The sequence below is a fragment of the Streptomyces sp. NPDC002536 genome (assembly GCF_053594995.1).
Map to the genome: position 1 here is coordinate 1 of NZ_JBSFWU010000066.1, position 21060 is coordinate 21060.

Below are 21060 nucleotides of genomic sequence, written 5' to 3' on the forward strand. Positions count from 1 at the left end.
CGAGCCCTCCAGGCATTCGACATCGCCTTCGACGGACGCCTCTCAGCAGTCCACAACTGAACCAGAAACCACACCAGTTACACCAAAAGCTTTACGGACCCGGGAACCCGGCATGATCTTGGGGTTGTTGGTGCCAGTCAAGACTGGGGCCATCTCGGCCGTCGGCTGGTGATCGTCCCGGTGAGTTTCCGTGCGGGGGCTTCCGGGTGGGGCGAAGCCGTACACAGCTGCCTGTTTTGTGTCGGTGATGCCGTAGCGGTACTGAGTACTGGTACTCGGACGGAGTTCGGGAGCGGGCGCATAGTCATACTGGAATCCGAAACGTGCCATGTACCGTTCGACAAACACACGCCAGTTCTGCAGGGAAACGGTGCCTGACCATGGAAAGCAGCGCGACCTCCGGTCGCCCTGGCCCCTGCGTCCGGCCCCGGGGCCCGGGCGGGGTACTCTGCCCGCCGGCACGGGAACGAGGGAGCCTGCCGATGACCTACGCGACGGCACCGGACGGGACTCGCATCGCCTACCAGCTCCAGGGCGGGGGAGCGCCGTTGGTCCTGCTGGCGGGACAGGCCAACAATCACCACTGGTGGGACCCGGTCCGCGCCGACTTCCACCCTGCCCGCAGCACCCTCACCCTCGACTACCGCGGCACCGGCGACAGCGACAAGCCCGACACCCCCCACAGCACCGAACTGTTCGCCCAGGACGTCATCGCCGTCCTCGACGAACTCGGCATCGACCGGGCCGACATCTACGGCACGTCCATGGGCGGCCGGGTGGCCCAGCAACTCGCGGCCCGCCATCCGCACCGAGTCAGCGCCCTGGTCCTCGGCTGCACCTCACCCGGCGGCCCGCACAGCATCGAACGCGGCAACGACGTCCGCCAAGCCCTGGTCCAGCCTCGGCCCGGAGCCGCTCGGCAAGCCCTTCTGGAGCTGATGTACACCCCCCGGTGGCTCGCCGGCCGTCCCGGGCCGCACCACACCCTCGGCGACCGCGGCATGCCCGCCCACTCCCGGCGCCACCACCTCGCGGCCAGCAACCGGCACAACGCCTGGGACCTCCTGCCCGGCATCAGCGCACCCACCCTGGTCGTCCACGGAACAGGCGACCTGCTCAACCCCACCGCCAACGCGCCCCTGCTCGCCGACCGCATCCCCGGCGCCCGGCTGCACCTGATCCCCGAAGCCCGGCACGCCTACTTCGAGGAGTTCCGCACTCACGCCAGCCCTCTCGTCCTGGACTTCCTCACGACCGTCGCACACAAGCCGTAAGGAACACCGCAGCTGTCCTCGACGGCCGACGCTGCGAACGTCGGCCTCGCTTCACGGCAAACGACGGGACAACGAGCCCCGGTGGGTGAGGGTGAGGAAGGAGCGGTGGTGGCTTGTCCACTGGTCGGTGACGTTGAGAGCCAGGTTCTCGGCGATCCTGTGGAGCGCGGGTGCGCCCAGGCGTGCCCAGGGGAACAGTGGACCTTTGTGGCCCCCGATGTTTTCGACGTGGGCGGTGCACAGGTCCTCGACGTCGCGAGGTTCGACTTCGACGAGGAGAAGGCCTGTTGGGGCGGTGAGCTGGACACAGCGGTGCAGCAGGGCGCGGGGGTCGCCGCCGATGCCGATGTTGCCGTCGGTGAGCAGGATGGTCTGCCAGTGTCCTTCGGCCGGCAGTCGGTCGAAGACTGATCGGCGCAGTGCGATCCCGCCGCGGGCGGTGGTGTGGGTGACGGCGCGGGGGGCTATGTCGATGCCGAGGGCGAGGACGCCACGGCTCAGGAGCGCCCTGCACAGCCGGCCCGGTCCGCAGCCGATGTCGAGAACGGGGCCGGTGCAGCGTTCCAGCACGGTTTCGTCGGCCGCGGAGGGCTGCGCGTACCAGCGGTGGACCGGCATCCGGATGCGTCGTCCGTCCGTCAGCCGCAGGTACACCGGGCCATGGTCGGTTCGCAGGGCCAGTGCGTAGGGGTCCTCGTCCGCGTGGAGCGGCCCGTCCTCGGCGGTCGTCATGGTGCCCCGTGACCTGGGGCGGATTGTTCTCCGTCTTGTGCTCCGTCGGCACGGGCGGCCCTGCGGACCCGGCGCAGTTTGACTGCGAAAGCCAGCGCGGAGGCGCCGAAGAGCACACCGGTGGTCACCAGCCAACGGCCGAGGTAGACACCTTCGGGCAGCCGGGTGGCACCCGGGTAGGGGACCGACAGATCGAGGACGAGAGGGAACCAGACGAGCAGCAGCACACCGGAGAGAAAGGTGGGCACCCTCAGATGGTTGATCCACGGGGGCTGTGGTCCCTGGACGGTGCGGTGTTGCAGGACGGCGTGCGCCGAGACGTCGGCGAGCGAGTACAGGGGGAGGAGGATCAAATCGTGCAGGATCGCTGCGCCGACGAACCAGACGGCCACCTCGAGCGGGCGGACGGCGAACAGGCGGACCAGTGCGTAGCCGGTGAGGGCGAACGAGCAGATCAGGACGAGCAGGTGCAGGGGGCCGGAGCCGTACCAGCGCAGGAAGCGTGCCATGGTCACGTCCTGAAGGTGAGCCGGTGCACCCACTTGGTGTTGTTCACACCGGGGTTGGCCGGGACGATGATGCGGGCCGGGTAGCCGTGGTCGACCGAGAGGTCCGCGCCGTTGACGTGCAGGGCGAGCAGCGATCGGGGGTCGTGGATCTGGTTGCCCCGCAGCACCACCGAGCTGTAGGGGCCGGGCGGCTGGACGGACTCCACCAGGACGCTTCCGGCGTCGGGCACTTGGGCCAGGACGGCGAGGTCGGTCAGGCGCAGGCCGCTCCAGTGCTGGTCCGGGGTGGACCAGCCTTCCACGCAGGCGATCGGTAGCGCGGCCGCATGCCGGCGCATTGCGAGAAGCTGTTCGCGGGTGAAGACCAGCGTCGGCCCGTGGCCGTGGAGCTCCAGCCGCCAATCCGGCCCGATATGTGCCGGGTTGATGCCGACGGCCGCCGCAGTCTTGTTGATCTGGAAGCCGTTCGGGCCGCTGCCCGGTTCGCGGTTGTGCGGTGCGAGGAATGCGGTGCCGCGCAGCCAACCACCGATGCTCTGTCCCGCGGTGGCCACGAGCAGGAGCAGTGATCCCGCACCGACCATGCCCACTGCGCCGCGCCGGGTCATCGTCGGCGGTGCGGGGGCGGTCGGCACCAGGCCGTCGGGGTCGGGTGGTTCGGGCCGGGTGTGGGCGAGACCGGTGCGCAGTTCGGCGGCCAGGCTGCGGGAGCGCAGGGCGCGCGTCATCCGGCCGAGCTTGAGGCATACGTGGACGACGAAGGCGGCGATGAACACCCAGGCGCCGTAGAGGTGCAGGGTGTAGAAGGAGCCCGGGAACACGTAGTAGAGCTGGATGTTGAGGATGCCGGTCACGAACTCGAAGATGACCCCGCCGACCAGCATCAACAGGGACAGGCGCTCCAGGGCGTGGGCGACGGTGCGCACCGGCAGCCACTCGAACAGTTTGGGGATGACCGACCACAACTTGGCCAGCAGCACGGGTACCAGGACCACTCCGAGCGTCACGTGCACACCCTGAGTCAGCCGGTACAGCCAGTACGGATGCGTGGGCCAGTCGAAGAGGTAGAAACCCAGCAGGCCCTTGTCCGGAGTCTGGTCGTTGAGCGGGCCGAGCCCCGGGTTGTACGCGGCGTAGGAGAGCATCCCGGTGACGAAGAGCAGCGGGATGCCGATGAGCAGTACCAGTCCGAAGACGGACGTCAGCCAGGGCCCGCGGATCGGGCTGCGCCAGAAGCCGGGGCGGAACGGTCCTGGGGGTGCCGGAAGCTGACCGATGCGCCGCGCGATGGCTCGGGCACGAGCGGCGGCCCTGGCGGCGCGGGCGCCCGCAACGGCTCGGACGCGCCGAACGCGCTCGGTGAGCCTCTGTGCGTGCCTCTCGCCCGGCGCCGTGTCCTCCGACTCGCTGGACGCCCCCGAGTCCGATGGCTTTTCGCCACGGCCCATCAGCCCTCTCCTTCATCCTCGGGACGCCCCTCGACGAGCTGGGAACCCCCTGGCATGATCGGAGCCCGGCAGGCAGACACCTACAATCTGGCACAGACCTGGCCGAGTGACCCTGTCCGGCGGGCATCCGGGTGACCGCCACCGACCGAGTGCTCGACCGGTGTTCAGGTCGGTACGTTGCGCCGACGTGCTGTCCGGGACCGGAGAAGTGCACCGGCGGACACCACCACGGCTGCCGGCCCGTACGCCGAGGCCTCGACGGCATCCCAGCGCAGCGCGTTCCCGACGTACAGCACGGTGCCCGCGGCGACGACGGCGAGCCACTCCGCTCGGCCGCCCATCGCCACCAGGGCCACGACGAGCAGCGCGTACCAGTAGTACGGGGGCGACGCGAGCAGCAGTGCAGTCCCCGTGACCAGCAGCGCCCCATGCCAAGGGCGCCCCGGATCGCCGCACCGCAGGACGTACAGGGCGGTGAGCGCGATCAGTACGACGGCTGCCGGGTCGGCCCACGCATCCGGCAGCACGAGCCGCAGCAGCGCGAACCGGCCGCCGTCCCCCTGCTCGTATCCCTCCTCCCGCAGGTAGCCGGGGAGATAGCCGATGATCGCCGAGCCGGAGACGAACAGGTGGGGGAGACAGACGAGCACAACGACAACGACAGCCGCGAGCAGTGCGCGTACCGCTTCCCGCAGCCGCTCGCGCGAGTGGTCTCCCGGAGCCAGCACCCCGGACAGCGCACCCGGAAAGGAGAGCACGGGCAGCAGCTTGACGGCTGTCGCGACCCCCAGCAGCGCTCCACGGCACGCTCCCGAGGCGGTGCCGAGCGCGGCCACGGTGAAGAGCACCCCGAGCGTGTCCACGTGGGCGTCGTTGACCGCGGCGAACGGTACGGCCGGACACCATGCCCACAGCGCCACCCGCCGTGGATCTCCGAGCCTTCGCCGCTGGATCAGCAACAGCGCCACGGTCGTGGCCGTGGCGAGCGCCGCACCGGCGAGCTGCAGGGGCTTATGGCGCCCTCCTGCCGGGGAGACGGCGTGCACCAGCAGGAACCAGCCCTCGGCCACGGGCGGGTAGATCGTGTGCACGGACGGCCGGTTGATGAGCGTGCATCCCGCCGCGACGGGGTGCAGGTCCCACCCGTGACAGGCGGTCCGGGTGGGGAAGAGCCAGGGGTCACGCAATCGGCCCAACCGAGGTGCGTCCGGGGGATAGGCGTACGGGGAGATTCCCGCGGCCTGCACGCGCCCGTCCCAGGCATAGCGGTACATGTCGTCACTGGTTCGTGGCGGAGCCGACAGCGCTGCCGCGGACAGGGCGATCCCGCCGGCCAGGATCAGCGCCATGGCGGTGCGTACCGGAACCCGGCGCACCGCCCACGCCGCGCCGGCGAACAGCACCCACGCGGCGGCGTACCAGGACAACAGCGCGGCTGGACGGCCAAGGTCGCCACCGGTACGAACGGTCACGGCGACGACGGCCACGAGGGCCGCGAGCAGTGCCGTGGCACCGAGCGCGCGTATTCCCACACCTGCCACGATGGCAGCCGTGCGCACCGACGGCGAACTCGCGGCGCACATGCCTGCATCCGGCCGTAGCCTCGGATCCATGCTGGTCCTCGTCACAGGAGGGGCCGGATTCATCGGCTCGCGGATCGTCCGGACGCTCACCGATGCCGGGCTCGGCGTGCGCGTGCTGGATACGCTGCTGCCCGCCGCCCACGGCCGCCGGGCCGCCCCGCTCTCGCTGCCCCCCGGTGCGGAGTTCCTACGTGGCGACGTGCGGGAAGCCGCGGCGGTCGAGACGTCGCTGCGCGGCGTGCACGTGGTCTGCCACCAGGCCGCCATGGTCGGCCTGGGCAAGGACTTCGGCGATGCACCCGCGTATGTGGCCTGCAACGACCTGGGCACCGCCGTCCTGCTCGCAGCGATGGCCCGCAAAGGCGTCCGGGCTCTGGTGCTCGCCGGTTCGATGGTGGTCTACGGCGAGGGGCACTACACCTGCGTCCGTCACGGCACCGTACTGCCCGGTCCACGGCGTACCGAGGACCTCGACGCGGGACGCTTCGAACCGCCCTGCCCGTCCTGCCGATCCCCGCTCACCCCCGGCCTGGTGTCGGAGGACGCGCCGCCGGATCCGCGCAATGTCTACGCGGCGACGAAGATCGCGCAGGAGCACCTGGCCGCGTCGTGGGCACGGGCCACCGGCGGCCGGGCCATCGCCCTGCGCTACCACAACGTCTACGGCCCCGGCATGCCACGCGACACCCCGTACGCCGGGGTGGCCTCGCTCTTCCGCTCGGCACTCGCACGGGGCGAGGCACCGCAGGTCTTCGAAGACGGCGGCCAGCGGCGGGACTTCGTCCACGTACGGGACGTGGCCGCCGCCAACCTCACGGCGATCGGCGCCGCCTCCGGCAACGGTCACACCCCGCCCGGGTCCCTGCGCGCCTACAACGTCGGCAGCGGGATCCCGCACACCGTCGGGGAGATGGCCGCCGCGCTGGCTGCGGCCTGCGGCGGACCGCAGCCCGTGGTGACCGGCGAGTACCGCCTGGGCGACGTCCGCCACATCACCGCCTCGTCGGCACGGCTGCGCGAGGAACTGGGCTGGCTGCCCCGGGTGGGATTCGCCGAGGGCATGCGGGAGTTCGCGGCTGCGCCGCTGCGCGGCGGGACCGGCCGCGTGCCGACGGAAGGATGACATTGCAGCCGCGACGCGACGCGACGCGACGATGCCCCGCACCGGCATCAGACCGGGCCCCGCTCCGCAGCCCGCACTCCGGCAGTCTCTCCGGGAAGCGGCCGGGCGCTTCCCGGCCTAGGCTGACAGACGTGACGGAGCAGCCGTCCTCTCAGCCGTCCCCTGCCGATGTGGTGCTGCCGTGCCTCGACGAGGCGGCCGCGCTGCCCTGGGTGCTGGGGCGGATTCCGCCGGGCTGGCGCGCGGTGGTCGTCGACAACGGTTCGACCGACGACTCCGCCGCAATCGCCGCCTCGCTCGGCGCGTCCGTCGTCCGCGAACCGCTCCGCGGCTTCGGCGCCGCCTGTGCGGCCGGACTGCGAGCCGCCACCGCCCCGCTGGTCTGTTTCTGCGACTGCGACGCCTCCCTCGACCCGGGACTGCTGCCGTCCCTCGCCGCGCCCGTTCTCGACGGCCGCGCAGATCTCGTGCTCGGCCGCCGCAGACCCACCGGTCCCGGCGCATGGCCGGTGCACGCCCGGCTCGCCAACCGTCGGCTGGCCCGCCTGATCCGCCGCCGCACCGGCCTGCACCTGCACGACCTCGGCCCGATGCGAGTGGCCCGCCGGGAGACCCTGCTCGGCCTGGACCTGACCGACCGCAGGTCGGGCTACCCGCTGCAAATGGTCGTCCGCGCTGCGGACGCCGGGTGGCGGGTGCACGAGGTCGACGTCCCGTACCACCCGCGCGCCGGCCGCTCCAAAGTCACGGGCACCTGGCGCGGCACCTGGCACGCAGTCCGCGACATGCGAGCCGTACTGGGAGAGCCACCGACACCGAACGCAGGAGCCCGCAGATGAGCAGCGCCCGTTCGGCGGGGCCGACCGGACTGCTCGTCATCGCCAAGGAGCCTCGGCCCGGGCGCGTCAAGACCCGGCTCACGCCGCCGTTCACGCCCGCAGAGGCCGCCGCTCTCGCGGAGGCCGCACTCGCCGACACCCTGGACGCCGTGCGCCGCTGCCCGGCCCGCCGCCGCGTGCTCGTCCTGGACGGCGCGCCCGGACCCTGGCTGCCGCCCGGCATCGAGGTGATCCCACAAGCGACCGGCGGGCTGGACGAACGCCTGGCTGCCGCCTTCGCCGCCCTCGCGGACGGCCCCGCGCTGCTGGTCGGCATGGACACCCCGCAGCTGACCCCGGAGTTGCTCGCCCCCGCGCTGGAACGTGATGCCTGGCGGGAATGCGACGCCTGGTTCGGCCCGGCGGTGGACGGCGGGTTCTGGGCGCTCGGACTCGCCGAGCCCGAACCGGAGTTGCTGCGCGGCGTCCCGATGTCCACACCCGATACCGGGGCTGCCCAGCGTCGCCGCCTGACTGCGGCGGGCCTGCGGGTGCGCGACCTGCCGCCGCTGCGCGACGTGGACACGGCAGCGGACGCATTCAAGGTGGCGCAGACGGCCTCGGATTCGCACTTCGCCGCTGTGCTGGGCGCGTTGACTCGCAGGGTTGTTCATACGGCTGACGGGTAAGTGGCCGGGTGAGCACAATGTGGCAGCAGTGGTGGTGGCAAGTGCCGAGGCAAGTCGTGGATGCCGGCCCGCTACTGCCTGGACCGCATCGCAGTACGTGCGCGTCCCCGCCGGCCCGGCAGCGCCGCGGTGGCGGCGCCGACTCCGCCGGTCGCTCCGGCCACCAAGGCCACGCATCCGGTCGGATCAAAAGGCGGATGGTCCGAGACCGGTCACGGCGTGCGTGCGGCCATAAGGGCCGGAAAAGGCCGATCATGGCGACTCCTACGGCCAACGCATGACGGCGCGCGCACCTGCGCGGTTACATGTGACGGGCATGCGGCCCCGTCGACCCCGATCGGACGTGAGGGAGCACATGAGCGCAGCACGCGAGAACCTGGAGAGCAGCACCTACGACGTCATCGTGCTGGGCGCCGGCCCGGTCGGCCAGAACGTCGCCGACCGTGCCCGCACCGCCGGTCTCACCGTGGCCGTCGTGGAGCGTGAGCTGGTCGGCGGCGAGTGCTCCTACTGGGCCTGTGTCCCCAGCAAGGCCCTGCTGCGGCCGGTTGTCGCGGTCGCCGACGCACGCCGGGTGGACGGAGCCCGGCAGGCCGTCACCGGCAGGCCCGACGCCGACCGGGTCTTCGCCCGCCGCAACTACTTCGTCTCCGACTGGGACGACACCGGACAGGTCGAATGGGTCAAGTCCATCGGCGCCGACCTGTACCGCGGCCACGGCCGCATCGACGGCCCCCGCCGTGTCACCGTCACCACGGACGACGGCACACACCGCACCCTCACCGCCCGGCACGCGGTGGCGATCGCCACCGGCAGCCTCCCCCTGCTGCCCGACATCCCGGGCATCGAGGACGCCCGGCCCTGGACGAACCGGCACGGCACCGACTCCGGCACCGTGCCCGCCCGTCTTGCCATCGTCGGCGGTGGCGGGGTGGCCATCGAGATGGCCACCCTCTGGCAGGGCCTGGGCTCCCAGGTCACCCTGCTCGCCCGCCGCCGCCTGATCCCGCGCATGGAACCCTTCGCCGGCGAACTCGTCGCGCGCAGCCTCACCGAGGCGGGTGCGGACGTGCGGATCGGCACCCAGGTCACCGCCGTGCGCCGCCCGGACCCCGCCGGGCCCGTCACCCTCACCCTCGACGACGGCAGTGAACTCCGGGCCGACGAGGTCATGTTCGCCACCGGCCGCATCCCCGGCACCGACGACATCGGCCTGGACACGGTCGGCCTCACCCCCGGCACGTGGCTGGACGTGGACACCACCTGCCTGGTCAACGGAGTCGACGGCGCCTGGCTGTACGCCGTCGGCGACGTCAACCACCGGGCCCTGCTCACCCACCAGGGCAAGTACCAGGCCCGGACCGCCGGCGACGCCATCGGTGCCCGTGCCGCAGGCCGTCCCCTGGACGACGGTCCGTGGGGCGACCACGCCACCACCGCCGACCAACACGCCGTTCCCCAGGTCTTCTTCACCGACCCCGAAGCGGCCGCCGTGGGCCTGACCGCCGAGCAGGCGGCCCAGGCCGGCCACCGCATCCACACCGTCGACCTCGACTTCGACGCCGTCCAGGGCGCCAAGCTCCACGCCGACAACTACCGTGGCCACGCACGCATGGTGGTCGACCTCGACCGGGAAGTCCTGCTCGGGGTGACCTTCGTCGGGCCCGGAGTCAGCGAACTGTTGCACTCGGCCACCGTCGCGGTCGCCGGTGAGATCCCGCTCAAACGGCTGCGGCACGCGATCGCCTGCTTCCCGACCGTCAGCGAGATCTGGCTCTTCCTCCTCGCCGCCCACCACCGCGAGCGCGCCTGAGTCGGGCCGGGGATGGGCCGTGACCACGGCCGGACAGCGCTGTTCCGGACCCGGCCAGGGGGGCGCACGTCCACTCGGGCTCGACCCGGATCGCCGCGCGCTCGGCACCGTTCGTTGCCGAGACACTGGCGCAGGGGTGACGCCGGATCGGCGGACGACACCACTGACCGTCACCGAAGGAGGTGCACCGGGACATGGCCGAAATGCGTATGGACGCCGCCCGGTTCCCGCTCTTCTCGGAGAGCGCGCACGTGGAGGGCGGGACGCGGCACGGGGCGATGGTGTCGGTGGCGGTCCGCCGGGCGTGGCGCCCGCCTGCACGGGAGTCACGTCCCGACGACAACCCGGTGACGTTAAAGGATGGGTTGTCCACAGGTAATATTTAGGCCAGCGCACGCCGGGGGACGACGTGCCGAGCGCCCGGCGGAAAGACGGGGTCGGCCCGTCGTACGGCATGCGCGCCTGAAGGCGTCAATGGGGTGGGGCGGAAGATGGTCACCGGGGACACCGGGCTGCGGTTCACGCTGCTCGGCCGACCGCGCGCGTGGCGCGGCGACAGGGAGCTGGAACTCGGCTCCCCGCAGCAGCAGGCATTCCTCGTGGTGTTGCTGCTGCGTCGGGAGCGGGCCGCCTCGGTGGCCGACGTCGTGGAGGCTCTGTGGGGCGGGAATCCGCCACTCCGCGCCGTGGGGGCCCTGCGGACGTACGCCTCGCGGCTGCGCAAGCTGCTGGAGCCGGAGCGGGCCGCGGGCGAGTCCCCCCGGGTCCTGGTCTCCGTCCCCGACGGCTACGCGCTGCACGTGCCGCGCGAGGCCGTGGACCTCGCCCGGTTCGAGGACCACGTCGCGTCGGCGGGCCGGGCGCGGGCGGCCGGACGGCTCGAAGAGGCCCGCGCCCGGCTGCGCCTCGCGCTGGAGCCCTGGCAGGACGACCCCCTGCGGGGCGTCCCCGGCGCGGCCATGGACGCGCACCGGGCCCGGCTTGCCGACCAGCGTCTGACGGCCCTCGAAGCCCGTCTGGAGCTCGACCTGGAGCTGGACGGCGCGCAGTCGGTCCTCGCGGAGCTCGCCGACCTGGCCGCGCGTCACCCCCTGCGCGAACGGCTGCGCGCTCTCCAGATGCGGGCGTTGCAGCGTGACGGCCGGTCCGCCGAAGCGCTCGCCGTCTACGACGAGGCCCGCGTGCTGCTGGGCGAGGAGCTCGGGCTCGAACCCGGCCGCGACCTCGCCGAGGCACGGGATCGGCTCACGGCTCCGGACGCCACCGGGCTCCCGGACCCGTCCGCGCCGCCGCTGCCCGCCCAACTCCCCGGCGACCTCGCCGACTTCACCGGCCGCGCCACGCTCGTGGCGGACCTGTGCGCGCTGCTGACGCCCGACCGTCCCGGGGCCGCCCCCACGGTGGCGCTCTCCGGAGCCGGCGGGGTGGGCAAGAGCGCCCTCGCCGTGCACGTCGCGCACCGGGTACGGGAGTCCTTCCCGCACGGACAGCTCTACACGGACCTCCAGGGCGTCGGCGGCCACCCGGCCGACCCGGCCACCGTGCTGGGCTCGTTCCTGCGGGCGCTGGGCGTGGACGACGCCGCGATACCCGAAGGCCTGGCGGAACGCTCCGCGCTCTTCCGTACCCGGCTGGACGGGCGCCGCGTGCTCATCCTCCTCGACAATGCCCACGGCCCCGAGCAGGTGCGGCCCTTCCTGCCCGGCCCGCCCTCGTGCGCCGTCCTGGTCACCAGCCGCGCCAAACCCGCGGGCCCGGCGTCCGCGCGCTTGGTCGACCTCGACGTCATGACCCCGGGCGAGGCACTCGAGCTTCTGGGCAAGGTCATGGGACGGGCCCGCGTCGAGGCCGAGGCGGACGACGCCGCCCGACTGGTGTCGGCCTGCGGTCATCTGCCGCTGGCCGTACGGATCGTGGCGGCCCGGCTGGCCACGCGCCCCGCGTGGCCGCTCGGCGCGCTGCACAGCCGGCTCGCCGACGAGCAGCACCGCCTGGCGGAACTGCGCGTCGCCGACCTGACGGTCGAGGCCGCCTTCGCACTCGGCCACGCCCAGCTCCGGCCGGCCCAGCAACGGGCCTTCCGGCTGCTCGCCCTGCCCGACGGCCCGCACGTCTCGTCCGCCGCCGCGGCCGCTGTCCTCGGCCTGCCGGAGCCGGAGGCCGAGGCACTGTGCGAGTCGCTGGTCGACGTCAGCCTGCTGGAGTCCCCTTTCCCCGGCCGCTACCGGTACCACGACCTGCTGCGCCTCTACGCGCGTGGACGCGCGAGCGCCGAGGAGTCCCCGGAGGGACGGGCCGCCGGCCTGAGCCGCCTGCTGGAGTTCCTGGTGTCCACGGTGCGGGCCGCGCACCCGGGCGCCCTCGGCAGAGCCGAACGCCTGGGAGTGACCGCGACGGTCCCCGGGCTGTCGTTCGCCACGGCCGAGGACGCCGGGGTCTGGCTGGCCGAGGAGGCACCGTGCCTGTTCGCGGCGGTGCGCCAAGCGGCCGAGGCGCCCGCCCGCGCCGTCGCCCCGGCGGCCGACCTGCTGCTCATGATGGAAGAGCTGCTGGAACGCGGGGGCCCCGGGCCGGAGTTCGAGCAGGCGGCCCACGCGGTGATCTCCGCGGCGCTCCGCCTGGGCGACCGGCGCAGCGCGGGCCGCGCCTACCTGGCCCTCGGCCACGGCTACTACTACGCGGCCCGCCTCCGCGAACTGGCCGAGGTCTGCCGCCAGGCGGTGGCGGCGAGCCGCGCGGTCGGCGACGCGCTCGTCATGGCCGACGCCCTGGTGCTGCTGGCGCGCTGCTCGTACCATTTGCGCCGCCACGACGAGGCCCGCGCCCTCCTCACCGAGGCGTCGGCGGTCTTCCGGGCGCACGCCGACCGGTTCGGCGAGGCGAACGTCCTCGGCGCGCGTTGCAGGGTGCGCCAGTCGGCGGGCGAGACGGCCCCGGCGGTTGCGGACGCCGAGGAGGCCCTGGCGGTCCATCAGGGGCTGAGCGACGGCCGCCGGGTGGGGTTCGCCCTGTACGAACTGGGCGTCGTCCTCGGCGCCGCCGGGCGGAACGCCGAGTCCGCCGCACGCCTCACCGAGGCGTCGGCCCTCTTCGGCGACCACCGCAACCGTCTGTGGGAAGGGCTCACCACCTTCCGGCTCGCGGAGAACCGGCTCGCCACCGGCCACGCCGAGGAGGCCGCGCAGCTGGCCCGGACCGCGGCCGCGACGCTCGAAGAGGTCAGGAACGACTGGGGCCGCGCCCACGCGCTGGCCGTGCTCGGCTCCGCCCTCGGCCTGCTCGGGGACCACGACGGCGCCCGAGCGCACCGGCGCACCGCGTACGCACTCTGCGCCCGCCTGGGCATGCCGGAGGCCGGCGACCTCCTCGCCCTGCTCGGCGACGAGCCCGCCCACCGCGGCGGGTTCGAACCGGCACCGGTCCCCTGACGAGAGCCGCCTGCTCTCCTCACGTACCGAACTCGCCGCTGCGGAACCGGAGTCACGGCAATCCGCCCTCCCGTGACCTCTCGCCAACAGGTCCTCACGCCAAGCGCTCCTCACCCCCCATGGTCCTCACGTCATTCGGAGACATCCCATGCCCTCTGCCGCCTCTCCCGGCCACTCCTCCGACAGCGAATCCGGGCGAACCGCCGCCTGCCGGTTCACCGTTCTCGGCCCCCTCCGCGTGCACGACGGATCGGCCGAGGTGCCCGTCGGCACGCCCCAACTGCAAGCAGTGCTCACGGTCCTGCTGCTGCGGGCACGCACCCCCGTGTCCACCCGGGAACTGATCGCCGCGGTCTGGGGCGACGAGGCCCCGCCCGGCGTGCTGGGGTCGTTGCGCACCCACGTCTTCACCCTGCGCCGGCTGCTGGAACCCGGCCGGGCACCCCGCGCCACCGCGCGCACGCTGCTGACGACGGGCGACGGCTACACCCTGAGCGTCGCCCCGGAGGACATCGATCTGACGGTCTTCGAACTCCGTACAGCCGAGGCAGGGCGGGCCAGGGACACCGGCCGGCCCGAACAGGCACGGTCACTGCTCGTCTCCGCGCTGGACCTGTGGCGCGGCAAGCCGCTCGCCGGCGTGCCCGGCCCGTACGCCGAGGCCCAGCGCACCCGGCTGGAGGAGCTGCACCTGTCGGCCGTCGAGGCCCGCTGGGAGGCCGAGATCGCGCTGGGCGGCCACGACAACGCGCTCGGTCCGCTGCGCGCGCTGGCCGCCGAACACCCCTGGCGCGAGCGGATCCACGAGCTGCTGATGACAGCGCTGCACCACGCCGGACGGCAGGCGGACGCACTCGACGTCCACGCGCACGTCCGCCGCACGCTCGCCGAGGAGCTGGGCACCCGCCCCGGTCCCGGCCTGGACCGGCTCCAGCAGAGGATCCTCACCGCCGACCCCGGGCGACAGGAGGGCGACGCGACCGGGCTCCGGGCCCCGGCCGCCCAGTCCGGCGGACCCGCCCGACTACCCCAGGACACCACCGACTTCACCGGCCGGAACGACGAGGCCGACCGGCTGTGCACCGCGCTGGAGAGCGGCCGGATCGTCGCCCTCAGCGCCATCAGCGGGATGGGCGGCATCGGCAAGACCGCCCTCGCCGTCCACGTGGCCCACCGGATGCGCCACCGCTTCCCGGACGGGCAGCTCTACGCGGACCTGAGGGGAACCGACCCCCGGCCCGCGGAGCCCATGGAGGTGCTGGGCCGCTTCCTGCGTGTCCTCGGCGTCCGCGCCGGCCACCTCCCGGTACTGCCCGGGGAACGGGCCGCTCTCTACCGCTCCCTGCTCGCCACCCGGCAGGTGCTCGTGCTGCTGGACAACGCACGCGACCTGACCCAGGTGCGCGACCTGCTGCCCGGCGCCCCCGGCAGTGCGGTGCTGCTCACCAGCCGCTCCCGGCTCGCCGGCCTGACCGGGGCCACCCTGGTGGACCTGCGGCCCATGGCGCAGGCGGAGGCCTTGGAGCTGCTGACCCGGATCGTCGGCGTACAGCGTGTGTCCGCCGAGCCGGAGGCCGCCGCCGAAGTGCTCGACGCCTGCGGCCATTTGCCGCTCGCCCTCCGCATCGTGGCCTCCCGGCTGCTCGCCCGGCCGGACCACACGCTCGCAGAGACCGCCGCGCTGCTGGCGGACGAGCGGCGCCGCCTCGGCGCGTTCCGGGCGGAGGACGCCGCCGTGGAGACGACCTTCCGGCTCGGCATGGAACTGCTGGACACCGAGCGTGTTCGCGCCTTCCGGCTGCTGGCCCTGCCCGAGGTGCCCGAACTGAGCGTGCCCGCCGCCGCGGCGCTGCTCGCCCGGCCGGAGCGGGAGGCGGAGGAGCTGTGCGAGTCGCTGGTCGACCTGAGCCTGCTGGAGTCGGTCGCCCCCGGCCGCTACCGCTACCACGACCTGCTCCGGCTCTTCGCCCGGCAGACCGCGGTCGCCGAAGTGCCGGACCACGAGCGGACCGCCGCACTCACCCGCCTGCTGGAGTTCTGCCTCGCCACCGCCCTTGAAGCCCATCGTGCGTCGCTGTCCGACGACGTCTTCCCCGGGCACGTGGCCCCGCTGCGCTCCGCGGGCCTGGACTTCACCGGCCCGCAGGAAGCCGCCACCTGGCTGGTCGACGAACAGACGTCGCTCCTGGGACTCATCGAGCAGGCCGCGGACGACGCCTCCCTGTCGCTGACCGTCTGCTCGGATCTGCTGCTGGCCGTGGACCCGCTCGGACGCCTGGGCGCGCAGCCCTACGGACTCGAGCGCGCCGCCCGGACCCTGGCCGAGGCCGCGCGCGCCGCCGGCCACCGCACCGCGGAAGCACGCGCCCTGTACATGCTGGGCGGCTCCGTGCAGCAGCGCTTCGCCATGCGGCTCGGCGCCCCCGACCTGGACCGGGCCATCGAGCTGTGCCGGGCGGCCGGGGACCGGACACTGCTCGCCCACGTCCTGATGGCACGGGGCGGAGGCGCGCTGGCCCTGCGCGACTTCACCGCCGCGCACGCCATGTTGACCGAGACACTGACCCACTGCAGGACCCTGACCAGCCGCGGCATCGAGGCGTACGCACTCGGCTTCCTCGGCCTGGCCCTGCTGGCCACCGGCCGGGCCGAGGACGGTCTGGCGCACTGCCGCGAGGCCGTCGCCGTCACCCGGGCGACCGGGGACGTCGCGGGCCAGGCCAACGCGCTGCACAACCTCGCCCAGGTCTGCCTGTGGACCGGGCGGACGTCCGAGACCTTCGACAGCCTGCACGAGAGCCTGCGCCTGTGGCGCGAGACGGGCTCCCGCTACCGCGAGGGCCTCCTGCTCGGCGCGATCGCCGAGGCCCACAACTTCTCGGGACGGCCCGTGGAGGCCGCCGAACACGCCGCGCGGGCACGGGACATCGCCGAGGCACGCGGCGACGCGGGCATCCTCGCCCGCGCCCTCGCCCAGCTGGGCCACGCCCACCGGGTACAGGGCGACGCCGACGAGGCCCGGGAGCAATACCGCCGTGCCGAGAGCGTCTTCCGCGAGCTCGGCCTGCCGGACGCGGACGACATCGCGCGGCACCTCCAAGAGCTCTGACGGGGGCTCCGACGCACGGCGGTCGAGGACAAAGGCCGCGTCCCCCGGCCGGGGGAACCGGGGGACGCGGTGTCCCGGCGGGACGGGGGAGTCGTCCCGCCGACGGGCCTCAGCGCTTGGGTATCTCGTCCCACAGCTGCTGAGCGGTCCTGCCCGTACGGGCGCGCCACCACTGGTCGTCGCCGTCGTACGAGCCGTCGTGTCCGGCCACGTTCAGCTTCCGGACGATGTCGCCGTCGTAGCGCGTGGCCACGTGGTCGAGGAAGTACGCCGTCGTCTTGTAGGCGTCGGTGTACTTGTCGGAGGACCGGACGAAGGACAGACCGCCGTTCTCGAAGTGGTAGTTGCGCACCCAGTCGGCCACGCCCTCCACGAAGTACCCGGGCACGCTGCGGTTCTGCTGGATGATGTGAACCTGCTCGTGGACGAGGAAGCCCGCGTCACCGGGGTTGCGGCGCACGTAGTCGGGGTTGACACTCACCATGCCGCCGGAGGCATAGGCGACGCCGGTGTTGGACCGGTCGAGCACGATCCGGTACTCGGCGGGCGCCGCGTAGGCATCGCCTGCGATCAGCGCGACCGTCTTGGGGAACCAGGTCTCCAGCACCGGCTTCTGCGCCTCGAGCCAGCCGGCCAGGTCGGGGGCCTGCCCGGCGTCCAGCGTGATCCGCACGCCCTGACCGCCCGGCCGCTGCGGCTGCGGCCGGGAGCCGACGGGCAGCAGTTCCCACCGCTGGCCGGGGTCGCCCCCGTCCGGGCCCCGCAGTGCCAGCGCGATGCCCTCGCCGACGGCCGTCAGGCAGCGCTCGCCCTCGTTCCCGCGCACCGTCTTGATCCGGTACCAGCCGTTGCCCGTGTCCTCCAACAGCCAGCGCTGGTTGGCGTCACCGTGCTCGGGGAACAGGTGGGTGACCCCGGCGCTGAAGTCGTAGTCGAGGACCATGGCCTGGCCGGGGCCGTGGGTGCCGTGGGTCAGCCCCGTCTCCAGCAGCCACGAGCCGTTGTCCTTGGCCCAGAAGACCCACTGCTGCGCCTGCGACCCGTTGGGCTTCCAGCCCTGGATCCGGTTGCCCGCCGTCGTTTGGCTTGAATTGACGTCGACGGTCAGGCCGTTGGCGGACCGGAGGGTGAACAACTGGCCGTTCTGTGGGGCGACAGACATGCTGTGGCACCTTTCGTAGGAGTGTGGAAGAGGCAGGGGTTCAGCCGGCGACGCGGAAGCCGTGCTCCGCGCCCAGCTTCTCGAGGCTGGTACGGCCCGGGACGCCGTCGGCGTCGTCGCCCTCGTAGCCGCAGTGGCTCTGCCACTGGGCATAGGCGTCCTGGGTCCTGGTGCCGAAGGAGCCGTCGACCCAGTCGGCGGACAGCAGACCCTCGGCCTGGAGCGCCCGCTCCACGACGAGCACGTCGTCGCGGTGGGTGGTCGCGCCCTGCGGCGCGTCCGGGTCGCTCCCGGCGGCGGCCACGACCTTCGCCAGACTGACCTCGGGGGCCCCGGTTCCGGACGAGGCACCGGGCTCGTCCTCCGCGGCGTCCGGAGCGTCGCCCGAGCCCGCGGCGAGAATCGCCGAGCGGTCGACGGCACCCGGGTCCCAGTGGTCGTTGCCGGGGACGTTGGCGTGCCCGTAGTGGCCGCCCTCGGAGTGCCAAGTGCCGCTGTCCCGGCTGGTGTCGGCGTAGCCGTCGGCGGCGAGTTCGCCCGCCGGCCAGGCGTCCGGGACGCCCCAGGAGCGGGCGGCGTCGAGCAGTGCGGCGAAGTTCGGCCCCGGCTGCCAGTAATCGGTGAAGGGCTCGCTCGCCCGGGCCAGCACCTCGACCTGGATGCAGACCCTGCCGGTGCGATTGGTGCGGTCGTCGCCGTCGTTGCGCAGGGCGCGGGCGCTCTCGTCCAGCGGACCGAACTGGCCGATGCGGTCGGTCGTGGGGTCGTAGAGCACGTGCGGCTCGGCGCCGATCTCGATCAGGTAGTCGGCGGTGGAGTCGAACTCCGCGTCACCGGCGCCGATTTCGGTGGTGTGCCAGACGATGCGGGGCGGCTCCTCGGGGGTGTCCATTCCGCCGCCGATGTCCCCGTCGCCCAGGCGCTCGGCACCGGGGATCCACGTGATGCCCATGGGGGGTGTCCTCTCGGGTGTCGTCAGCCGGCGAACGTCTGCGTCCAACGGCCGCCGCTGCCGGGGGCGAAGGCCGCCCCGAAGCGCCGGAAGTCACGCCCGAGGATGTTGTTGCGGTGCCCCTCGCTGCGCATCCACATGTCCATGGTTCCGCGCACGTCGGAACCCGTGGCCGCGTTCTCGGCCATGGGCACGTTCGCGATGCCCGCGTCGTTGATCCGCTTCCACGGCGTGCTGCCGTCCTTGCCGTCGTGGCCCAGGAAGTTGTTGCGCGCCATGTCGTCGGACTGACGCTGCGCGGCCGCGCACAGCCGGCCGTCGAGCACCAGGCCCGGCAGCCCGGCCTTCGCCCGCTCCTGGTTGACCAGGCTCAGCATCTGCTCGACCGCGGAGCCGCCACCGCCCGGCTGAGGCTGGGGCTGCGGCTGCCGGCCGGGCTGCCCGCCCTGGCCGGAGGAGTTGACGCCCTCCAGCCGCCACCGCTGGGCGTCGCTGCCGGCGTCGGACCTCCACACGCCCAGGAACCTGCCGCCGCCGTCGGCGGTCAGGTAGGCGTCGCCGCCTTCCGTGCGCAGGCTCTTGAGGCGCACGTAGCCGTCGCCGGCGTCCTCGAGCCGCCACAGCTGGTTGGCCTGCCCGTGCTCCTTGCACAGGTGGGCCCGGAAGTTGGTGAAGTCGTAGTCGAGGACCATGGCCTGGCCGGGGCCGTGGGTGCCGTGGCTCAGCCCCGTCTCCAGCAGCCACGAGCCGTTGTCCTTGGCCCAGAAGACCCACTGCTGCGCCGCGGAGCCGTTGGGCGACCAGCCCTGGATCTTCGTACCCGGTGCCGTGTTGCTGTGGTCGACGTCGGCGACCACACCGGTCGCCGAGCGAAGGACGTACATCTGGCCGTTCTGCGGGGACATTTCTCTCTGCCAACCGTTCTGGAGCGCTGCGCATTCTTCGGCGCAGCGTCGTGTGAATTGCTCTGGGAGCAGCCGAACCTTTTCGACGCCCACCATGCTGCTGCGTCCCGATCCACGGTTGATCAACGCGAACTCAATGTCGGTCAACGCGGATCAACGCGCCGGTCAACGCCTCCCGGAAAAGCGTTCAACGGGAGCTCGACAGGGCAATTCCGGCCTCGATGTGGCATGGTGAACGACAGCTCGCGTCCCACGTCGGAGGCGGTGCACGCCCATGCCGTGCCCGCTGCGCATCATCGCGCGAGCTCTCATTCCATTGCGGTCACCGTCGCCACGGGAATGTTCATGCTCACTATTCAGGAGGGGTAAACCATGTCCGGAGCCAGGGAATTCATCAGCGTCGCCCGGGAGGAGATCGGATACCAGGAGGGCTTTTCCGACGGGCACTGGGACAACGACAACAAGTTCGGCCGCTGGTACGGCATGAACGAGGAGGCGTGGTGCGGCATGTTCGTGAGCTGGGCCGCGGACCGCAGCGGGAACGGCGACATCGTGCCGCGCTACGCGTGGTGCCCGGCGGGCGTGGAGTGGTTCCAGGACCGCGGCCGCTGGAGCGCCTACCCGGCCGTCGGCAGCGTGGTCTTCTTCGGCCCCGGCGGCGGCTCGCACACGGGCATCTGCATCGGGTACACGGACGACGAGATCACCACCATCGAGGGCAACACCAACGACTCGGGCTCGGCCGAGGGCGACGGCGTCTACCTCAAGACCCGGCCGCGCAAGTCCTCCTACGTCCACGGGTACGGCATCCCGGACTTCCCGGAGGGCGTCGTCGTGGCCGACCCCGACTGGCGGGGGCGCCCCGGTGTCGTCCACTTCGGCGAGCAGGCCGACGAGTCCGACATCCCGGCCGGCGGCGACGCCTCCTCCCGGCCCGCCGACCGGCAGGAGGACCGGGACGCAGGGACGCCGGAGGACGGTGACTCCTCACGCCAGGTCGTGATCGACGGTCTGGCCTACGGCCCCGGGAGCGGTGGCGAGCACATCACCCGCCTGGGAGAGATGCTGGTGCGGGCCGACTGCAGCGCCTACGAGGAGGGCCCCGGCCCCGAATGGACGGAAGCCGACACCGAGTCGATGCGCCGGTACCAGAAGAAGATCGGCGACACGGGCGCCGACGCGGACGGCATCCCGGGCCCCAAGCAGCTGGCGCGGCTGACGGCGGAGTACGGCCGGACCCGCACCGTCACGGTGCGGGAGGGCGACACGCTCTCATCCATCGCGGCGGCGAACGACGTCCCGCTGTCCGAACTGACGGCGGCGAACCCGCAGATCGAGGACCCCGACACGATCACCCCGGGAGACGCGGTCACGCTTCCGTAGCCATCGGCCGCCCGGGGCGGAGCAGCACCCCCCCCGGGCGACCCCGCCGGGCCGGGTTCCCCGGCCGGCACGTACTGGTGCTGTGACCGTGCAGGTTCGCCGGGTCGGTGGTCGTGACGGTTGGATGTGCGG

The 21060-nt window shown here is 72.8% G+C and carries 15 protein-coding genes; 8 read left to right on the forward strand and 7 right to left on the reverse strand.

The features are described 5' to 3' along the window. The first annotated feature begins 482 nt into the window (after positions 1-482). A complete protein-coding gene (locus tag ACWD4B_RS23010; protein ID WP_451422494.1) occupies positions 483-1274 on the forward strand; it encodes an alpha/beta fold hydrolase in 792 nt (263 codons plus the stop codon). A gap of 51 nt (positions 1275-1325) precedes the next feature. On the opposite strand, the gene ACWD4B_RS23015 is transcribed toward ACWD4B_RS23010, so the two are convergent. From ACWD4B_RS23015 to ACWD4B_RS23030, 4 genes are all read right to left on the reverse strand, one after another. After that, positions 1326-2006 carry a class I SAM-dependent methyltransferase gene (locus ACWD4B_RS23015; protein WP_451422495.1) on the reverse strand — a complete coding sequence of 227 codons (681 nt, stop codon included), beginning with the start codon at positions 2004-2006 and terminating at the stop codon, positions 1326-1328. Continuing rightward, positions 2003-2515: a hypothetical protein gene (locus ACWD4B_RS23020; RefSeq protein WP_451422525.1), complete on the reverse strand. Its 513-nt coding sequence runs from the start codon at positions 2513-2515 to the stop codon at positions 2003-2005. The genes ACWD4B_RS23015 and ACWD4B_RS23020 overlap by 4 nt, the downstream gene beginning before the upstream one ends. Before the next feature lie 2 nt (positions 2516-2517). Then, on the reverse strand, positions 2518-3963 hold the full coding sequence (locus ACWD4B_RS23025) for a molybdopterin-dependent oxidoreductase (RefSeq protein WP_451422496.1): 1446 nt from the start codon (positions 3961-3963) through the stop codon (positions 2518-2520). Positions 3964-4127: 164 nt separating this feature from the next. After that, positions 4128-5495 carry a glycosyltransferase 87 family protein gene (locus ACWD4B_RS23030; protein WP_451422497.1) on the reverse strand — a complete coding sequence of 456 codons (1368 nt, stop codon included), beginning with the start codon at positions 5493-5495 and terminating at the stop codon, positions 4128-4130. 79 nt (positions 5496-5574) lie between these two features. Here ACWD4B_RS23030 and ACWD4B_RS23035 point away from each other — a divergent pair, with 79 nt between their 5' ends. The 6 genes from ACWD4B_RS23035 to ACWD4B_RS23060 all read left to right on the forward strand — a co-directional run bounded on the left by ACWD4B_RS23035 (position 5575) and on the right by ACWD4B_RS23060 (position 16526). Then, positions 5575-6669, forward strand: a complete 1095-nt coding sequence (locus ACWD4B_RS23035; protein WP_451422526.1) for an NAD-dependent epimerase/dehydratase family protein — start codon at positions 5575-5577, stop codon at positions 6667-6669. Positions 6670-6800: 131 nt separating this feature from the next. Beyond that, entirely contained in the window at positions 6801-7508 is a 708-nt protein-coding gene (locus ACWD4B_RS23040; RefSeq protein ID WP_451422498.1) for a glycosyltransferase family 2 protein, read from the forward strand. Next, positions 7505-8176, forward strand: a complete 672-nt coding sequence (locus tag ACWD4B_RS23045; RefSeq protein WP_451422499.1) for a TIGR04282 family arsenosugar biosynthesis glycosyltransferase — start codon at positions 7505-7507, stop codon at positions 8174-8176. Before ACWD4B_RS23040 ends, ACWD4B_RS23045 begins: the two co-directional genes overlap by 4 nt. Positions 8177-8531: 355 nt before the next feature. Further along, complete coding sequence (locus tag ACWD4B_RS23050; protein WP_451422500.1) at positions 8532-9989, forward strand: dihydrolipoyl dehydrogenase family protein; 1458 nt, start codon at positions 8532-8534, stop codon at positions 9987-9989. Between the two features lie 479 nt (positions 9990-10468). After that, positions 10469-13417: an AfsR/SARP family transcriptional regulator gene (locus tag ACWD4B_RS23055; protein WP_451422501.1), complete on the forward strand. Its 2949-nt coding sequence runs from the start codon at positions 10469-10471 to the stop codon at positions 13415-13417. Positions 13418-13565: 148 nt separating this feature from the next. Continuing rightward, positions 13566-16526 carry a BTAD domain-containing putative transcriptional regulator gene (locus ACWD4B_RS23060; RefSeq protein WP_451422502.1) on the forward strand — a complete coding sequence of 987 codons (2961 nt, stop codon included), beginning with the start codon at positions 13566-13568 and terminating at the stop codon, positions 16524-16526. Between the two features lie 109 nt (positions 16527-16635). Here ACWD4B_RS23060 and ACWD4B_RS23065 read toward each other — a convergent pair whose 3' ends face one another. The 3 genes from ACWD4B_RS23065 to ACWD4B_RS23075 are packed head-to-tail and all read right to left on the reverse strand — an operon-like array spanning position 16636 to position 19545. Further along, a complete protein-coding gene (locus ACWD4B_RS23065; protein WP_451422503.1) occupies positions 16636-17688 on the reverse strand; it encodes a basic secretory protein-like protein in 1053 nt (350 codons plus the stop codon). Between the two features lie 40 nt (positions 17689-17728). Next, positions 17729-18640, reverse strand: a complete 912-nt coding sequence (locus tag ACWD4B_RS23070) for a peptidoglycan-binding domain-containing protein (RefSeq protein ID WP_451422504.1) — start codon at positions 18638-18640, stop codon at positions 17729-17731. 23 nt (positions 18641-18663) lie between these two features. Beyond that, positions 18664-19545 carry a CAP domain-containing protein gene (locus ACWD4B_RS23075; RefSeq protein WP_451422505.1) on the reverse strand — a complete coding sequence of 294 codons (882 nt, stop codon included), beginning with the start codon at positions 19543-19545 and terminating at the stop codon, positions 18664-18666. Between the two features lie 372 nt (positions 19546-19917). On the opposite strand from ACWD4B_RS23075, the gene ACWD4B_RS23080 reads away from it, so the two are divergent. Further along, on the forward strand, positions 19918-20928 hold the full coding sequence (locus ACWD4B_RS23080; RefSeq protein ID WP_451422506.1) for a peptidoglycan-binding protein: 1011 nt from the start codon (positions 19918-19920) through the stop codon (positions 20926-20928). The last annotated feature ends 132 nt before the right edge of the window (positions 20929-21060 follow it).